Source organism: Bradyrhizobium sp. C9 (assembly GCF_002532045.1).
In the GTDB taxonomy this organism is placed as follows: domain Bacteria; phylum Pseudomonadota; class Alphaproteobacteria; order Rhizobiales; family Xanthobacteraceae; genus Bradyrhizobium.
Genome location: NZ_NWTG01000011.1, coordinates 26235 through 43312, shown reverse-complemented (window position 1 = coordinate 43312; position 17078 = coordinate 26235). Strand labels below are relative to the sequence as shown.

Here is a 17078-nt window from a genome sequence, read left to right as displayed (position 1 = left end):
TCCGGTCATTCCATTCCAGCGACCGGAAATTGAGACCACAATATTGTTCGCGCCGTGGCAAAATTCCGCGAACGGGTTCCTCGACGCATGCGATCGACGCCAACGGAGCATCAGCACTCAGGCCTGGTCGAGCCCGTCCGCCGCACGCGCATCGCGATGCAGCGTCATGCCCGAATCATGCAGCATCACCGCCAGCTGGTGCAGCGGCTGATCGCGAAAACCCTGCTTCTCGATCGATGCGACGGTCGAGAGCACATAGTCGCGGTTGTTGCCGGAGCGGCCATGGCCCTGCTGCACCAGGCGCAGCTGCTCGGCGAGCGACAGCCGCCCGGCATATTGCACATGGCCGCGATCGACCACATAGGCCAGCGCGGAGACGCGATCGCGCGCCGCATTCTCCAGCCACACCGAGCGCATCACCTCGCGGTAGACGTTGGTGGTCTGCTCGCGCGCCCGCAAATAGGCGATGGTGTCGTGGCGCAGGCGGGCGGCGACGCGGAACGCGATGCCGCGGCATGCGCCGCCACGGTCGAGGCCGAGCACCAGGCCCGGCTTCTCCGGCGTGCCGCGGTGGTCGAACGAATAGACGCAGAGCGCGCGATGCTCGCCGATCAGCCGCGCCGGCACCTGCTCCAGGAACTCGAAGCCGGGCTTCCACATCAGCGAGCCGTAGCCGAACACCCAGAGGTCGCCGTCGGTTTCGGAATCGGGAGGATTTGCTGACATCGCGCAGATGGGCTAGCAGAACACGCCGTCGAAGCGAAGCAGATTCCGTGATGTTTCCAAGGGTTACCTAAGGGTTACGCAAAGGTTGCGCGAGGATTGCGCAAGAGGTGCGTAAGGGTTGCCCGCGGCCTGCTGCCGCTTCGATTTTGACAAATTCGACCGCCAAAGGACGCCGCATGTCCGATTTGAACTCAGCCCCCCGCCGTCGCTCGCGCCTCGGCCTCTATGCCGTCCCCGTCGTGGTCCTGATCGCCGCGGTGCTGTGGAGCGGCTTCTGGTTCTTCGCCGCCTCGCAGGTTGGCGTGCAGGCCGATGCCTGGCGCGCGCAGGAGGCGACGGCGGGCCGGGTCTATGATTGCGACAAGCGCTCGGTGGCGGGTTACCCGTTCCGGCTCGAAATCCGCTGCGAGCAGCCCAGCGTGATGCTGGTGTCGCAGACCGCCTCGCCGCAAATGTCGTTCGTGGCGCGGCTGGTCGAGATCCTGGTCGTGGCGCAGATCTACGATCCCAAGCTCGTGATCGCGGAGTTCAAGGGCCCGGCCACGATCGCCGAGCGCAACGCGCAGCCGACGCTACAGGTCAACTGGAGTCTCGGACGCTCCAGCGTGGTCGGCCTGCCGGCGGTGCCGCAGCGCGCTTCGCTGGTGTTCGACAATCTCGCGATCGATCGCACCGGCGGTCCCGCGCCGACGCCGCTGATGCGCGTCAATCATATCGAGCTGCACGGCAGGCAGGTCGAAGGCTCGGCGCCGGACAGCCCGGCGATCGAGACCGTGCTGCAGATTGCCGGCGGCACTCTGCAGGAGGTGCATCCGCTGCTCACCCAGCCGTTCAACGCCGACATCCATGCGCGGCTGAACGGCCTGAAGGATTTCTCGCCGAAACCGTGGCCGGATCGCTTCCGCGAGATCCAGGCGGCCGGCGGCAGCGTCGAGATCCAGCAGTCGCGGATCGAGCAGGGCGATGTGCTATCGGTCGCGGCCGGCACGCTGCGCCTCAACGCGCAAGGCCGCATCGAGGGCGAGCTGCAGATGACGGTCGCCGGCCTCGAGCGCGTCATCCCCGCGCTCGGCATCGACAAGATGCTCGAGGAGGGCGTGCCGCAGTCGACGCTCGATCGCGTCGCCCCTGGTGTGAAGAGCCAGGATCTCAGCAATCTCTTTGGCGCGCTGGACCGCGCGATCCCCGGCCTCGGCAAGGTGATCAAGCAGAACGCCAATGCCGGCATCTCCGCCGGCATCAATTCGCTCGGCACCGAGGCGACGCTCGAAGGCAAGAAAGCGCGCAGCTTCCCGCTGCGCTTCGCCGACGGCGCGGTGTTCCTGGGCCCGCTGAAGGTCGCGCAGATTCCGCCGCTGTTCTGACGCGCTGCCTAGTCGATGCTCAGAAGTTGAAGTTCTTCTCCCTCAACTGCTCGCATGCACCATCGAGGCCCGGAAATATCGACCCTGCGGTGATACCCATCAAACCTAACTCTTGGATGATCCGCGGCCGCTCGGAAAAGGGCAAGTCGATTACTTCGAGATAGGTTTTACGATGGTCACGCTCATTAAACGCGATGAATTCCTCGATGTCATCGACGTTCGCAATGGTGGAAAGTGCCTGCTGCGGTACCATTCGGGGGTTATTGATGGCTAAGGGACTGAGAAGAGAAAAATGAGGCAAAGTGCCGGTCACCAGCGGTGATCTTGGAATGTCCCTAACCCACTCTCGCTGATCGAACACGAATATGCGCGCACACTCTCCGTCAGCTCGCCTCTTACGGAATGCGAAATATGCGGCAATGAAGGGTGAGTACGTCCAGTCCAAAAGGGGTGTCGGATAGCCGTGGTGCTGTGCTAGGCTATAGAAAGCCCCATTCTCTAACTCATCTCTCAGATTAAAATGGTGTCGTGTTAAGCTGCTAAGGTGAGCGTGCAGCTGTGAGATGTCTTGATTCACGAATTTGTAGAGATTGGCTCGGCCTGATCGATGGAAGAACGTGCGTAGTCGCCACTCGCAGCTTTCCTGTCCTCTAAAGACATAGCGATTAGGCTCCAAGGCAAGTGCATACTCCTTAAACGCGCTCCAGCCATCGATTTTCGCAATCGGTTTCCGGTCCGGTGGTCTGCTCGCGTCCGATCGCCTAAGGTGTGCCTTTCCTGATCCCCCCGAAGCACTGGTGAAATCAACAGCGAGGACGTTATTCGTCTCGTCGCACGACCACGTAGTGTCGATCGCCGGATCGAGCGTAACATTAGGATAATACTGTCTCGCCGCGCTCCATGGAACGAGGACACCATGTTGCAGGTCGATGACGTCCGTCATGATCCGCAAAGTGAAGTTATCCGATTTGTCGACCGACCTCACGGCGCCGGCGATCGGCGGGTAGCTCCGGTCGCTAGGAAAGACGTAGGCCATTCCTTCATAATGGTCGCCGAGATCGTCCACTTCGATTGTGACCGCGCCCTCTGTTGTACCTCGATATGACCCTAGCCACTGTCCTCGCATCGCGGTTATTCCAATTGTTCGGTTGTCAGTGCAACTTGAGGTAACATAATCGCGGATTGGGAGGTATCCAAATGGCCAAAGCGATTGTGGACGAAGCGGCCGAGATGGCTAGGCTCGTCAATATCGATCTTTCGAGCATCAAAGGGTCTACTGCATTGTCACTCGCAATCAACAAGATGGTTATTGCTGAGGTCGTGATGCAATATACGTTGATAGACGAGATGCTCGCCGAGATTATTGTCCGATATTTCTTCAATATCGATGCCGACGTGCTCCATTTTGAGCAGGCTTGGAACACGGATAAATTCAGAATCTTTGTCCATCACGTGCTCGATGAGACCTTCCTCCTAAAGAAACTTAGTATTGTCCAAGCGATCTCGCCGGTGCCGTCTGAGATCACGAAGATAATCAATCGCATTAACGCAGTGCGCAACGGCTTCGCGCATAGTTTCTTTCCGGAAAATAGAAAGGAGAATAGGGGCTCAGGAAATGTGCTCTATGGCGGCGCCGATATTCGTTCGCTAGATGGTATGCGCCAATTCAAAGGCGAGGCCGATCAAGCTTACCGGTACCTCTACGACCGAGTATACGCGCCAGAACCTGGGGCATAGACGTGGAGCGTATGCAAAGAAGCGAGACCGAGCGCGCAGCTTCCCGCTGCGCTTCGCCGACGGCGCGGTGTTTTTGGGGCCGCTGAAGGTCGCGCAGATTCCGCCGCTGTTCTGACGGTGTTTCGCAGGGCGGGTTAGGCGAAACCGTAACCCGTCGTTCTTCACCGCCCCCCGCTGTGCGGCGGATTACGCTACGCTGATCCGTCCTACGCACCTGCGCATCGTCAGGAATGCTCAAACGGGCCGACTTCGCGGATCACCTTGCAGATCTGCAGGAAGCCGCTGGCGTAGAATTCGGCATGTCCGCGCCGCATGGTTTCGACATGGTCCGGATGATGGCGCCAGGCCTCAAGCGCCTCCTCCGAGGCAAAGCGAAACAGCGTGATCTCCTCGCCATCCGCCGCCTTGAACGACTTTACCGACAGGAATCCCGGAAGGCGGCTGACGATGTCGTACATGCGTTCGCCCAGCCGGCTGTATTCGTCGAGCGAGGCGTCCTCCCGCAACTTCAGGTCACCGACCACAATGACTTCACCGATCATGTTGCTGTCCTTCGTCCTTCGAATGTCCATGGCAGCCTGAAGCAGGGCGCCGAACGACAATTCGATCTCGCGACCGGTGTTGTTACACGTCCGCCGTCGTTCTCCGCGGGCTGAGACGCGGATTGTGCTGCGCAAAATCCACCCTCCGCACCGCGCGGACTCCTTAATCCCTCGCGCGCGATATCGTCCGTCGCGGCAAAACATTCCCGCGGCCGCGATGAGAAAAACGTGACCGGAATATTGCGGGCCGCCGCGAATATCAGTCCCCGAATACCGCTCTCTCTGGCCTGAGGAAGCAACCTCGCGTGGGAGAGAAGCGATGCGAATTCTCGGGGGAATTCTGCTCGGCAGCATGCTGCTGTCGACTGGTTCTGCGTTTGCGGAAGACGATGCGTCCGAACTGAAGGCGCTGAAGGCACGGCTCAAGCAGCTCGAACAGAAAATGGAAGTGCAGGCGCGCAAGGAGGAGGCGCTGGCGGCGAGACAGAGCGCAATGCAGAACACGCGGATGGCGGCCAAGGCGCCGGTGCCGTTCGATCCCTGCGCATCGGGCAAGCTCTGCTACAAGGGCGTCACCTTCACCTTCGGCGGCTGGGTCGATCTCACCGGCATCTATCGCACCCGCAATCTCGCTTCCGACACCGGCTCGGTCTACGCCTTCATTCCGTTCCCGCAGAGCAAGAACTTCAACACCGGCGAGTCGCGCTTCTCGGCGCGGCAGACCCGCTTCTCGGTGCTTGCCGAAGCCGAAGTGTTCGCCAACACCCGCGTCGCCGGCTACGGCGAAATGGACTTCGAAGGCGCCGCGCAGACCGCGAACTCGGTCGCCACCAACTCGTTCAACCCGCGGCTGCGGCAGGCCAGCGTCGAGGTCACGCGCACCGATCTCGGCCTGCACGTGCTGGCCGGCCAGAGCTGGTCGCTGAATGCGCCGAGCAAGGCCGGCATCGATCCGCGCTCGGTCGACGCGCCTGGCGTGATCGATTTCGAATCGGTGCCCGGCTTCCTCGCGGCGCGGCAGCCCGGCATTCGCGTCTGGCAGGATATCGGGCCCGAATTCAAGCTCGCGGTCTCGGCGGAAAATCCGCAGACGTCGTTCTTCGGCGGCAACACGCCGCTGGTCGGCACGCCCGCGGCCGGCCCGCAGGGCGTGCTCAATCCGAACCTCCTGGTCAACCTCACCGGGCCGGGCGGCAGCTTCTTCAACAACGCCAACAATGTCAGCCTCAATCACGTGCCTGACTTCACCGTGAAGGGCGCATGGGATCCGCGGCTCGGGCCCTACAAGCTGCATGTCGAGGGCTGGGCGATGTATCGCGACTTCTACGATCGCTTCAACTTCGCCAATCACGACGTCAACACGGTGAGCTTCGGCGGGCATTTCTCGGCGGAGATCGTGCCGAAGCTGCTGGAGCTGCAGGGCTCCGCGTCGCACGGTGCGCTCGGCCGCTTCACCGCCGCGCCGTTCCCGGATGCGACGGTGCGCCAGGACGGCTCGATCCAGCCGCTGCCGATCACCGCGTTCCTGCTCGGCACGGTCTGGCACACGACGCCGTCGCTCGATCTCTATGCCTATGCCGGCCTCGAGAAGACCAAGGCGACGTTCTCCAATGTCGGCACGGTGCCGTTCGGCTACGGCAATCCGCTCTACAACAATCTCGGCTGCAACATCGAGAGCTCGCCGGCGGCGACGTGTAACGGCAACACCTCCGAAGTCAGGCAATACACCGCCGGCTTCTACGACACGATCTTCAAGGGCGACTACGGAGCGATCAAGGCCGGCGTCCAGTACTCCTACAACCAGCGCTTCGCCTTCCAAGGTGTCGGCGGCGCGCCGAAGACCGACGACCACATCGTCATGACCCAGATCCGCTACTACCCGTTCTAGGGCGTGATGTGGCTTTACTCCTGGATGAGCCGCGGATGCCGTTCCACCCCGCCCCGCGCGCGGGGAGAGGTCGGATCGCATCGGAGATGCAATCCGGGTGAGGGGGAGCCTCCGCGGCGCAATGCTCACCGCATGTGCGGAGACGGCCCCTCACCCCGACCCTCTCCCCGTAAGAACGGGGAGAGGGAGAGCAGCGTCGTCGCGCCTTAGAGCGGTCTTTGAGCGTCAAGCGGACATTGCGTACTCGGTTCTGATTCCGATCAGAGCCGAAGCTCTGGAAAGGAACATGCAGATGAGGATCGTGAGCCGAAAGGAGAGGGCCGTGCTCGCGCGTGAACTGATGATGGTCAGCCGCGCTGCGCATGTGTTGCAACGAACCGGTCTGGCGATGGCCGGTGCCATGGGCGGCACCTTCGTCGCCGCCCAGCTCGCGAAGGGGCACATCGCCTTCTTCGGCACGCTTGCCTTCATCGTGACCGCGATCGTGATCGGCGCCGTCGGCTTCTATCTCGGCATCGATATTCCAAGGCCGGCCTTGCGCGCGACGGGGCGGATCGATGCCGTCGAGCTCATGAGCGCGGGCGGCATCTTCCTCGCCGCGCTGGCTGCGCTGGTGTCGGTTTATGGCATCGTGTTCGACGAGATTCCGCCGCGTGCCTGGGAGTTCGTGATCGGCTCGTGGTGGTTCGGCGGCGACGTCATGCTGGCAACCGCCGGCCTCGTCGGCCGTCAGCGGCCGATCCGGAAGGTCGCGCCGATCTCGGCAGCAGGGGCGATCCGGGATCAACGAATGCGACGATGAACGCCGACGCTGACTAGTTGCTGCGCCAATCTGTCCCGTAGCTGAGCCTGCCCGATGCGCTACCCTCGCTGAAAAATCGGGGGGACTTCCATGCCAGCAGAATTCAGCCGTCGTCACGTCATCGCTGCCGGAGCTGCTTCGCTCGCGATGCCCTTGCTGTCGCGCGGCGCCTCGGCGCAGGCTGCGTGGCCGTCGCGGCAAATCCGCATGATCTGCAGCTACCCGGCCGGCGGGCAGACCGACCTGTTGGCGCGCGCCTTCGGCGAATTCATCGCAAGGCAGGTGGGACAAACCGTCGTCATCGAGAACAAGGCGGGCGCCTCGGGCTCGATCGGCGCCGCCGAGGTGGCGCGCGCCGCGCCTGACGGACACACCATCCTGTGCTCGATCTCGACCACTTACGTGATGAACCGGGCGATGATGAAGAACCCCGGCTACGACATGGACAAGGATTTGACGCTGGTCAGCGTCATTCCGGGCGCCGGGCTGCTGCTGGTCGCGAGCCCCAAGCTCGGCGTCAAGACGCTGGCGGAATTCGTCGCCCATGCGCGCAGCAGCGGCAAGGTGAATTTCGGCACCTACAGCGCGGGCTCCGCCCCGCACATGACGATCAACGAGCTCAACAAGCAGTACGGCCTCAATATCGAGCCGATCCACTACCGCGGCGAGGCACCGATGTGGACCGGCCTGGCGGAAGGCACGCTCGACGTTGCGATGGGCAGCTTCACCGCGGCGCAGAGCGTCCTGCAGGGCAACCGCGGCGTCGTGTTCGGAGTGCACTCCAAGAAGGTCGATGCGATCCCCGGGATTGCGACCCTGCCCGAACAGGGCGCGACCTCGAAATTCTTCACCGTGAGCGGCTTCTCGGGCTGGGCGCTGCCGAAGGCGACACCGCAGCCGATCGTCGACCGGCTCTCCGAACTCTGCGTCGCCGCCAACAACGATACCAAGGTGAAGGAGGTGCTCGCGACCTTCGTGCTGGAACCCGCGATCGGCTTCAAGGAGAGCAATGCGCTATATCAGCGCGAGCTGCCGGTCTGGATGGAGGCCGCCCAGTCGCTCGGCCTGCCGCCGGCGTAGGCATCTCCTTGTCATTTCCTGGTGCGCAATTGCGCACCGGGAATGACGAGGGATGGAATTGGAGAAAGCGTGGCAGAGTCTCAGTCGTCCCGCTGCACCAACTCGAAGGTGATGCCCTCGGGGCCCTCGAACAGCCGGAGCTTTCGGCTGATGTAGTCCATCTCCTCGCTCAGCATGGTCACACCGTTGGCCACGAGGTGCGCGGTGGCCGCCTCGATGTCGTCGACGCGGAAGGCGAGGTGATTGAAGCCGAGTTTTCGCAGATTGGTCGGGTGCACCCCCGGATCGGTCCCCGGGGGCGGGTCGAACGCGAGCAGCTGGATCTCAAAATCCGCTCCGTCGAGTGCGAGCGTGATGTGCTGCGCTTTCATCGCCGGCATGCCCATGTACTGCGCGGGAACGCCGCCATCGATGGTCGCGATGTGAGTCTTTTTGAAACCAAGCAGCGCGAAGAATGCGATCGCCGGGCCGGCGTCTGCCACCGCGATCGTCACATGATCGGGACTGAGTATCATCTGATGGCTCCCTGTCATCGATGCCGCGCCAGCTTACAGCGCTTCGGGCTGCGGCGGAATGACGGCAGGAACTGCGAAAAAGCAACCCGATGGGTAGCTCAGAGCGGCATATTCGGAGTCGTCCCGGCGAAGGCCGGGACCCATAACCACGAATGGTCATTGTTGCGCGACGCTGCAACGCCGAGTCCCGTTTACGACATCTGCTGCGGCGTATGGGTCCCGGCTTCCGCCGGGACGACGAATGGAGAGAGCTCGCCTACTTCTTCAAATTCGCATGCGGGCGGCCGAAGTCGGGCGCGGCCGAATCCTGGCCGATCTCGACGATGCCGCGGCGGATGGCGCGGGTGCGGGTGAAGTGGTCGAACAGCGCCTCGCCGTCGCCGCGCCGGATCGCGCGGGTCAGTTTCGACAGATCCTCGGTGAAGGTGCCGAGCATCTCGAGCACGGCGTCCTTGTTGGCAAGGAACACGTCGCGCCACATCGTCGGGTCCGACGCCGCGATGCGGGTGAAGTCGCGGAAGCCACCGGCAGAGAACTTGATGACCTCGGATTCCGTGACCTGCGCCAACTCGTCGGCGGTGCCGACGATGGTGTAGGCGATCAGATGCGGCAGATGGCTGGTAATCGCGAGCACGAGGTCATGATGATCCGGCGTCATGACCTCGACCTTGGCGCCGAGCGCGGCCCAGAAGGCGCGCAGCCGGTCGGTCGCCGCGGGATCGGTGCCTTCGGGCGGCGTCAGGATGCACCAGCGGTTGATGAAGAGTTCGGCGAAGCCGGAATCCGGGCCCGAGTGTTCGGTGCCGGCCACCGGATGCGCCGGGACGAAGTGCACGCCGTCAGGCAGATGCGGCGCCATGTCCTTGACGACGGCGCCCTTCACCGAGCCGACGTCGGAGATGATGGCGCCGGGCTTCAAATGGGCGGCAATCTCGGCCGCGACTGGACCGCAGGCGCCCACCGGGATGCAGAGGATGACGAGATCGGCATCCTTCACCGCCTCGATATTGGTCTCGACGACGCGATCGACGATGCCGAGCTCGGCGACCCGCGCGCGCGTCTTCTCCGAGCGCGCGGTGGTCACGATCTCGCCGACCAGGCCCTGCGCGCGCGCGCCGCGCGCGATCGAGCCGCCGATCAGGCCGAAGCCGATCAAGGCGATGCGGTTGAAGAGCGGAGCCGTGGTCACGTCGGTGCTCACTTTCCACCCAAGAAGTCGCGCAGGCCCTCGACCACGAGGCGGTTGGCTTCCTCGGTGCCAACGGTCATGCGCAGCGCATGCGGCAGCTTGTAATTGTTGAGCGCGCGCAGCACGAGGCCGCGCCGCGTGAGATAGGCATCGGCTTCCGCGGCGGTCTTGCCCTTGTCGGCCGGGAAGTGGATCAGCACGAAATTGGCGACGCTCGGCGTCACCTTGAGCCCGAGCTTGCCGATCTCCTCGGTCAGCCAGTTGCGCCACTGTTCGGTGTGGGTCCGCGACATCTGCACATGCGCCGAGTCCTCGATCGCCGCCACCGCCGCCAGCATCGCCGGCGTCGTGACATTGAACGGACCGCGGATGCGGTTGCAAGCATCGACGATATGCGCCGGGCCGAACATCCAGCCGATCCGCAGCGCGGCAAGGCCGTGGATCTTCGAGAAGGTGTGCGTCACCACCGTGTTGTCAGTGGTCGCGACCAGCTCGATGCCGAGCTCGTAGTCGTTGCGCGAGACATAGTCGGCGTAAGCAGCATCGAGCACCAGCAGCACGTGCGAGGGGAGTTCGGCGCGCAGCCGCTTGACCTCGTCGAACGGGATATAGGTGCCCGTCGGATTGTTCGGGTTGGCGAGCCAGACCAGTTTCGTGCGCGGCGTCACCACCTTGAGGATGGCGTCGACATCGGCGGTGAAATTGGTCTCGGCCGCGATCACGTTCTTGGCGCCGTTCGCCATGGTGGCGATCGGGTAGACCAGGAAGCCGTGGGTGGTCGAGATCGCCTCGTCGCCGGGCGCCAGATAGGTGTGCGCCAAGAGATTGAGGATCTCGTCGGAGCCGGCGCCACAGATGATGCGGTCGGGATCGAGCCCGTAGGCTCGGCCGATCGCCTCGCGCAGCACCCGCGAGGTGCCTTCCGGATAGTCCTCGAGATGGTCGGCCGCGCCCTTGTAGGCCGCGATCGCCTTCGGAGACGGACCGAACGGCGTCTCGTTGGCGGACAGCTTGAACACCTTGCGGCCCGGTTCCGGCACCGGGCTCTTGCCGGGCGTGTAGGGCGCAATATCGAGGATGCCGGGATTCGGCACGGGGCGGGACATCATCAACTCCGGATATACAGGCGGCTAGCTTCTGGCCGACCCGTTAGAGGGCACCGTATAGCGCGTTGCGTGGCTGCCGACGAGGGCCGAAGAGCGCACCGAGGCGCCGGCCTCGATCAAGGCAAGCTTGATCTTCTCGAAGTCTTGCCCGGTGACCGAGACCAGCAGGGCGGCACCGTCGAAGGCGGTGTCGGGGACCGCCACGATCTCGGCGAGCGGGGCCAGCGCACGGGCGACATCGGCGTTCCAGCCGGAGACGCGCACGCTCCACATCTCGACCTCCGTCACCATGGCGTCGTCGGCGACCCGCGAGATCAGGAACACCGGCAGCGCCGCGGGATGGTCGGCGCGTTCGAGGAACGGCAGCCGCGCGATGATCTTCGGCGCGCCATCGGTCTCGAGCGCATTCCACCACGGCGTACGGCTCGCGATCGCGGAGACCAGCGCGAGGTCACCCTTCGATTTGGCCACCGCCTCGATCGCGGCCTGGGCGCTGAAATGCGACACGTAGGGCACCACGAAGCCGAAGTGAAACCGCGCCGAGTCGCGCATTGCCGACTCGCCCACGGAAACGTCGGCATGCACCGCGAACGGCGCCTGCACGTAAGTGAAGGTCGAAATGATGACGCGCCAGATGCTCTCGATGGTGTCGAGCGGCAGGATGCCACGATGGCGCCGCACCAGCTCGCGCATCATGCTGGCCTCGCGCGCCGGGCGGAACGCCGAGCCGACCTCCTGGGTCTTCTTGACCTGGATCAGGCGGTCGATGATGTCGCCGCGCGCCATCAGCAGGCGGTGAACCTGCTCGTCGATCGCATCGATCTCCTTGCGCAGCTCCTGCAGCGAGGGCGGCGACGGGGGTGGGTTGGACATGCTCTCAAACCTTGTCGTCCGGGCGGCCCGATGCCGTGCCAGACAGGATCCCTGATTAGGAAAGACGGGCAGCGAAAGCAAAGAGAAACGTCGCAGCCGTGCCTTGCGCATTCGGTTAACCATCGGGGCCGGGCAAGGGGACGTTCGCTGGCCGCCTTGACGACGGGGGGCCCGAGGACTAGGTTCGTTCCACTCCGTGGTCATTTGAGCCGGCCGGCTTGCAGCCACGTTAAACAACTCGCTAAACAGGCCGGGGACAGATCAGCTCCCGGCCGAACCTTGTTCAGGCCGGGTTTTTTATGGCCTGATTTCTGTTCGAGCCCTCCCGTGCGAGGGCAGGGTCGCCTAGATGAGCAACGTGCGTCCGATACCGAGCCCGCAAACCCAAAGCGATGATCGCGCCCATGAGGCCGATCATCCGTCGTCATTGGTGGCGAAGTTCGGCATGGATCAGCCGCTGAAGCTGGATTGCGGCATTGATCTCGCGCCGTTCCAGATCGCCTATCAGACCTATGGCGAGCTCAATGCCGACAGGTCCAACGCGATCCTGATCTGCCACGCGCTGACCGGCGATCAGCACGTCAACAACACCCATCCCGTCACCGGCAAGCCCGGCTGGTGGGACACCATGGTCGGCGCCGGCAAGCCGATCGATCCCGAAAAATACTTCATCATCTGCTCCAACGTGATCGGCGGCTGCATGGGCTCGACCGGGCCCGCGTCACTCAACCCTGCGACCGGCAAGGTGTGGGGGCTCGATTTCCCGATCATCACGATCCCTGACATGGTGCGCGCGCAGGCGATGCTGATCGATCGCCTCGGCATTGCGACGCTGTTCTGCGTGGTCGGCGGCTCGATGGGCGGCATGCAGGTGCTGCAATGGACCGCGGCCTATCCCGAGCGCGTGTTCTCGACGCTCGCGATCGCCTGCTCGACGCGGCACTCGGCGCAGAACATCGCGTTCCATGAGCTCGGCCGTCAGGCGGTGATGGCCGATCCCGACTGGCGCGGCGGCCGCTATGTCGACGAGGACACCCATCCGCATCGCGGACTGGCGGTGGCGCGGATGGCCGCGCACATCACCTATCTGTCGGACGCCGCGCTGCATCGCAAGTTCGGCCGCCGGATGCAGGACCGCGAGCTGCCGACCTTCTCGTTCGACGCGGATTTCCAGGTCGAAAGCTATCTGCGCTACCAGGGCTCGTCCTTTGTCGAGCGCTTCGACGCCAACAGCTATCTGTATCTCACGCGCGCGATGGACTATTTCGACATCGCCGCCGACCATAATGGTGTGCTCGCAAAGGCGTTCGCCGGCATCAAGACGCGGTTCTGCGTGGTGTCGTTCACCAGCGACTGGCTGTTTCCGACCTCGGAATCGCGCGCGCTGGTGCATGCGCTGAACGCGTCGAGCGCACGGGTGTCGTTCGCCGAGATCGAGACCGATCGCGGCCATGACGCGTTCCTGCTCGACGTGCCGGAATTCCTGGAGATCTCCCGCGCCTTCCTGCAGGCCGCAGGCAAGGCGCGCGGACTGAAAGACGGCGGCCAGTCATGAGCATGCAGCAGACACTGCCCTTGCCGGGCGTCGCGCCGGAGCGGACCGGCGGCTATCGCACCGATCATCTGCTGGTCGCCGACATGGTGCGGCCGGGCTCGCGCGTGCTCGACGTCGGCTGTGGCGATGGCGAGTTGCTGCAGCTCTTGGAGAGCCGCGGCATCGACGGCCGCGGCATCGAGCTGTCGCGCGAGGGCGTCAATGGCTGCGTCGCCAAGGGCCTCGCGGTGGTGCAGGGCGACGCCGACACCGACCTCGTCAACTATCCCGATGACGCGTTCGACTATGTCATCTTGTCGCAGACCCTGCAGGCGACGCGGCAGCCCAAGGTGGTGCTGGAGAATCTGCTGCGGATCGGCCAGCGCGCGATCGTCTCGTTCCCGAATTTCGGGTTCTGGAAGATGCGGCTGCAGCTGCTGATCGGCGGCCACATGCCGCGCACCGAGAATCTGCCGGCGAGCTGGTATGACACCTCGAACATTCATTTCTGCACCATCAAGGATTTCGTGCAGCTCTGCGAGGAGATCAACGTCAAGATGGAGCGCGCGGTGGCGCTCGATCTCTACGGCCGCCCGGTGCCGCTCAACCTGCCCTGGTGGGTGTGGAACATGTTCGGCGAGCAGGGCGTGTTCCTGCTCAGCCGGGGCGGCAAGGCGAAGTAATCGATGCGCGGCGCGCACGGTCCCGTTGCATCGCGCCGGATACTCGCCGTCTAGCTTTCCAGATCGGCATTGCCGTGCGACAATGCAGCGGGCTGCCTCAGGGGCGATGCAAATCGATCACGGGCTGACGGCAGTCGATCCGGGCTGACGCCGACGGGTAATTGCTGGGGAAGGTAATGCGAACAGGTTTCTCGATTGCGCTCGCCGTCGTTGCGGCAGTGGCCGCAGCTGCTTGGGCTGTCGATATCATCGAACCCGCTGGGCATCAGCATCATCTCGCGCGATCGCAAGGCGCCTGCAACCCGAACGGGTCCGAACATGCTGCGGGGCACGCGTCCAATCTGGCACGCCATCGCGAGCATGCCGCGGCACTCGAACTTGTCGCCTTGTGCTCGGAGACCGCTATCGCTGTGAAGTCGGGTGACTGGAGCGCTCCCGCCACCTGGGCTGAGGGCAAGCCGCCCGCCGCCGGCGCAAGGGTCCGCATTCCATCCGGATTGACCGTCAAGGTCGATCCGGAGGTTCCTGCCAGGATCGACTGGATCCGCGTCGATGGAGCCCTGGTCTGGAGCACCGATCGCGCAGCCTCCGTCAATGCCGGGACGATTGTCGTCACGCCTGAAGGGGCGCTTGAGATCGGGACCGAAGATCATCCTGTGCCGAAGTCCGTCGTCGCAAAGCTGACCTTCGCCGCGCGAACGTTCCGGGACCGAGAGCATGATCCGTTCGACATGGCGGGCGGGCTGATTTCCATGGGCGCGATCCGGATTCACGGCGCCGAAAAGACCGCCTGGAAGATACCGCAGAGCCAACTCCTGTCCGGAGCGAGAGAATTCAAGTTCGATCAGCCGCCGTCGAACTGGGCCGTCGGGGATGAATTGATCGTGCCCGGGACCAGCGACACGAGCAATGAGGACGAGACGCCGATCATTGCCGGCGTCGATGGCGACCAAATCCGGCTCGATCGGCCGCTCAGATATGCGCATCTGACACCGGACGGCAGCTCCGTTCCGATGGGCAACCTCACGAGGAACGTCCGTATTGCTTCCGAAGCTGCAGCGCCCTTGTCGGCGCGCGGCCATATCATGTTCCTGCATCAGCAGACCGGTGTGAACATCGACGGCGCCGAGTTCCGGGATCTCGGCCGTACCGATGCGAAGCGGGCCCAGACCGCACCCGATCTCGACGAGACAGGAAAACTGGTCCCCGGATCGGACGGCAACACCGTCGGTCGGTACGCGCTTCATTTCCACGTCGTCTCGGGCGCGCGCGTCGATGTCCCGCCTCATGTGGTGCGCAACAGCGTCGTGTGGGGAAGTCCGAAGCATGGGATCGTCAACCATGGCGGTCATCTCCTGGCAGAGAACAATGTGACGTTCGCGATCGCCGGTTCGCATTTCTTCGCGGAGAACGGCACGGAGATCGGATCATTTCGCGGGAATCTCGCCGTCCGATCGACCGGATCAGGCGATGATCTCGTCAGCCGAATGGGAATCTTCGACAACGGCCATCAGGGGCACGGCTTCTGGATGCAAAGCGCCGGCGTCCGCGTAACGGACAATTGGGCTTTTGGACACGCCGCGGGTGCGTATGTCGTGTTCGGTTATGCGTTCGCGGAAGGAGGAAGCACCCGCACCTATTTCGATGCGCGCAACACCGACAATCGCGTCAACGCCGATGCGGTAGGCCGCATTTCGACGTCGGACGTCGATTTGTACTTCGCACGCAACTACGCCGCCGGCTCGACCGATGGGGTCGAGATCTGGAATCACAAGCTGCTTGCGCCGCATCCTTCCCAGAGCCTGATCGAGGATGTCACGGTTTGGAACGTCAGCCGGCACGCGCTCTTCATCCCCTACGTCCGGGACACGCTGATCCGCAATGTCCACGCCTATGGCGGCGAACATCACATGGATACCGATTTCGCGATCGGCGGAAATTCCCAGACCGAGAACATTACGTTCCAGAACGTGACGGCCGAGCGGTTTCCCACCGGACTGGTGCTGCCCCGGCGCGGTATCAATACCGTCGATGGCGCGTTCCTGCGCAACCCAACAAACATCATGATCGAATCGGCGAACCGTCCGTTCCGCATGGTTACGCTCAAGAATATTCACGTTCCATCCGAGGGAGTGACAACGACGCTCGATCTGAAGGACATGGCCGTGCCGGCGAATGGCGACGTCGCCATGCTTTTCGAGGGCGACCGGATTTTCTGGAGCGATGCCGCCGGCGAGACTTTCCGGCTGTATTTCGGATCGCAGAACGAAAACTTCGTCCCCTTTGCGAACAGCGGGCCACCTGACCTCAAGGGGCTGACCAGCGGGGAAATCAAGGCCCGGTTTGGCGTCGCGTTCGGTGGCCAGCTGGCGCCGGGCGATGCGAAGCCGCTGCCGGGCAGCAACGCGACCATGGCCCTGGCCGATGCGGACGATCTGGCGCCGACTTCGAAGGAACTGGAATTTGCGCAGAATCCCTCGAATGAGCTCTATCCTTTGGCGGGACGGCATATCGTCAACACCGAGGACCAGGCCGCAAAAAGCCGCTGGACGTTCGCCGGCGCGGCTTCCGGTTCCGAGCCCGCCAACTTTGTGTTCGTCAAGAAGACCAGTCCAAAGCTGATCGTGCATCCCTTGTTGCGCAAGCTGGTGATTCACCCTGACGACGTGCGCTACGGCTATCGGCTGGAGGGGATCGTCGCCGATATGGTCGACAACCGCATCACCAAAATGGCGTTCATCCAGGACTTCCCGGCATTGCAGCCCGACGGGCAAGGCCATATCGCGCTCGATGTGAAGTTTCCCGATCCGGCCGGGGATATGACGTCGCTGCCGTTGTCGCTCACTGTGACGAAACAGGCGGTCAGGCGTGGAAGGAACTACGAATACTACAAGCAGGCGCAGTATTGCGGGAAATGCAATTTCGAACAGGAGATGGAAAGAGATATCCGCGCCACGTTCGCTCAGGCGACAGGCGGCGAATGAGATCGGCGGGCGCGTGCGAACCGTTCGCGCCTTCGTCGATCACTGCGCGTCTTCG

General features: G+C 63.4%; 16 protein-coding genes and 1 riboswitch. Of the genes, 9 read left to right on the top strand and 7 right to left on the bottom strand.

The features are described 5' to 3' along the window. Nucleotides 1-117: 117 nt before the first annotated feature. Nucleotides 118-726, bottom strand: a complete 609-nt coding sequence (locus CO675_RS21820) for a gamma-glutamylcyclotransferase (RefSeq protein WP_097673931.1) — start codon at nucleotides 724-726, stop codon at nucleotides 118-120. A 176-nt stretch (nucleotides 727-902) separates the two neighbouring features. Here CO675_RS21820 and CO675_RS21815 point away from each other — a divergent pair, with 176 nt between their 5' ends. Beyond that, nucleotides 903-2090 carry a DUF2125 domain-containing protein gene (locus CO675_RS21815; RefSeq protein ID WP_097673930.1) on the top strand — a complete coding sequence of 396 codons (1188 nt, stop codon included), beginning with the start codon at nucleotides 903-905 and terminating at the stop codon, nucleotides 2088-2090. Nucleotides 2091-2109: 19 nt separating this feature from the next. On the opposite strand, the gene CO675_RS21810 is transcribed toward CO675_RS21815, so the two are convergent. Next, the gene (locus tag CO675_RS21810) at nucleotides 2110-3156 is read right to left on the bottom strand and encodes an FRG domain-containing protein (RefSeq protein WP_158231286.1); all 1047 of its coding nucleotides are present in this window, start codon (nucleotides 3154-3156) and stop codon (nucleotides 2110-2112) included. A 131-nt stretch (nucleotides 3157-3287) separates the two neighbouring features. On the opposite strand from CO675_RS21810, the gene CO675_RS21805 reads away from it, so the two are divergent. Continuing rightward, complete coding sequence (locus CO675_RS21805; RefSeq protein ID WP_097673928.1) at nucleotides 3288-3827, top strand: hypothetical protein; 540 nt, start codon at nucleotides 3288-3290, stop codon at nucleotides 3825-3827. Beyond that, complete coding sequence (locus CO675_RS41060) at nucleotides 3742-3942, top strand: DUF2125 domain-containing protein (protein WP_198964697.1); 201 nt, start codon at nucleotides 3742-3744, stop codon at nucleotides 3940-3942. Before CO675_RS21805 ends, CO675_RS41060 begins: the two co-directional genes overlap by 86 nt. A 109-nt stretch (nucleotides 3943-4051) precedes the next feature. Here the strand turns inward: CO675_RS41060 and CO675_RS21800 are convergent, their stop codons facing one another. After that, nucleotides 4052-4369, bottom strand: a complete 318-nt coding sequence (locus tag CO675_RS21800; RefSeq protein ID WP_097674086.1) for an antibiotic biosynthesis monooxygenase family protein — start codon at nucleotides 4367-4369, stop codon at nucleotides 4052-4054. 319 nt (nucleotides 4370-4688) lie between these two features. Here CO675_RS21800 and CO675_RS21795 point away from each other — a divergent pair, with 319 nt between their 5' ends. From CO675_RS21795 to CO675_RS21780, 3 genes are all read left to right on the top strand, one after another. Continuing rightward, nucleotides 4689-6257 (top strand): hypothetical protein, encoded by a 1569-nt coding sequence (locus CO675_RS21795; protein WP_245452848.1) that lies wholly within the window; start codon nucleotides 4689-4691, stop codon nucleotides 6255-6257. A 322-nt stretch (nucleotides 6258-6579) separates the two neighbouring features. After that, entirely contained in the window at nucleotides 6580-7059 is a 480-nt protein-coding gene (locus CO675_RS21785) for a hypothetical protein (protein ID WP_245452847.1), read from the top strand. A gap of 90 nt (nucleotides 7060-7149) precedes the next feature. Continuing rightward, the gene (locus tag CO675_RS21780) at nucleotides 7150-8139 is read left to right on the top strand and encodes a Bug family tripartite tricarboxylate transporter substrate binding protein (RefSeq protein WP_097673926.1); all 990 of its coding nucleotides are present in this window, start codon (nucleotides 7150-7152) and stop codon (nucleotides 8137-8139) included. 80 nt (nucleotides 8140-8219) lie between these two features. Here the strand turns inward: CO675_RS21780 and CO675_RS21775 are convergent, their stop codons facing one another. The 4 genes from CO675_RS21775 to CO675_RS21760 form a co-directional block, all read right to left on the bottom strand. Then, complete coding sequence (locus CO675_RS21775) at nucleotides 8220-8654, bottom strand: VOC family protein (RefSeq protein ID WP_097673925.1); 435 nt, start codon at nucleotides 8652-8654, stop codon at nucleotides 8220-8222. A 256-nt stretch (nucleotides 8655-8910) separates the two neighbouring features. Continuing rightward, complete coding sequence (locus CO675_RS21770) at nucleotides 8911-9843, bottom strand: prephenate/arogenate dehydrogenase family protein (RefSeq protein ID WP_097674084.1); 933 nt, start codon at nucleotides 9841-9843, stop codon at nucleotides 8911-8913. 8 nt (nucleotides 9844-9851) lie between these two features. After that, nucleotides 9852-10949: a histidinol-phosphate transaminase gene (hisC, locus tag CO675_RS21765; protein ID WP_097674083.1), complete on the bottom strand. Its 1098-nt coding sequence runs from the start codon at nucleotides 10947-10949 to the stop codon at nucleotides 9852-9854. A gap of 24 nt (nucleotides 10950-10973) precedes the next feature. Continuing rightward, nucleotides 10974-11822 (bottom strand): chorismate mutase, encoded by an 849-nt coding sequence (locus CO675_RS21760; RefSeq protein WP_097673924.1) that lies wholly within the window; start codon nucleotides 11820-11822, stop codon nucleotides 10974-10976. A gap of 186 nt (nucleotides 11823-12008) precedes the next feature. Further along, nucleotides 12009-12088: riboswitch (SAM riboswitch) on the top strand. A gap of 83 nt (nucleotides 12089-12171) precedes the next feature. Between CO675_RS21760 and metX the strand changes: the two genes are divergently transcribed. From metX to CO675_RS21745, 3 genes are all read left to right on the top strand, one after another. After that, nucleotides 12172-13377: a homoserine O-acetyltransferase MetX gene (metX, locus tag CO675_RS21755; protein WP_097673923.1), complete on the top strand. Its 1206-nt coding sequence runs from the start codon at nucleotides 12172-12174 to the stop codon at nucleotides 13375-13377. After that, nucleotides 13374-14039, top strand: coding sequence for a methionine biosynthesis protein MetW (gene metW, locus CO675_RS21750; RefSeq protein WP_097673922.1), 666 nt, complete (start codon nucleotides 13374-13376; stop codon nucleotides 14037-14039). The genes metX and metW overlap by 4 nt, the downstream gene beginning before the upstream one ends. A gap of 176 nt (nucleotides 14040-14215) precedes the next feature. Beyond that, on the top strand, nucleotides 14216-17023 hold the full coding sequence (locus CO675_RS21745) for a G8 domain-containing protein (protein WP_097673921.1): 2808 nt from the start codon (nucleotides 14216-14218) through the stop codon (nucleotides 17021-17023). Nucleotides 17024-17078 lie beyond the last annotated feature (55 nt).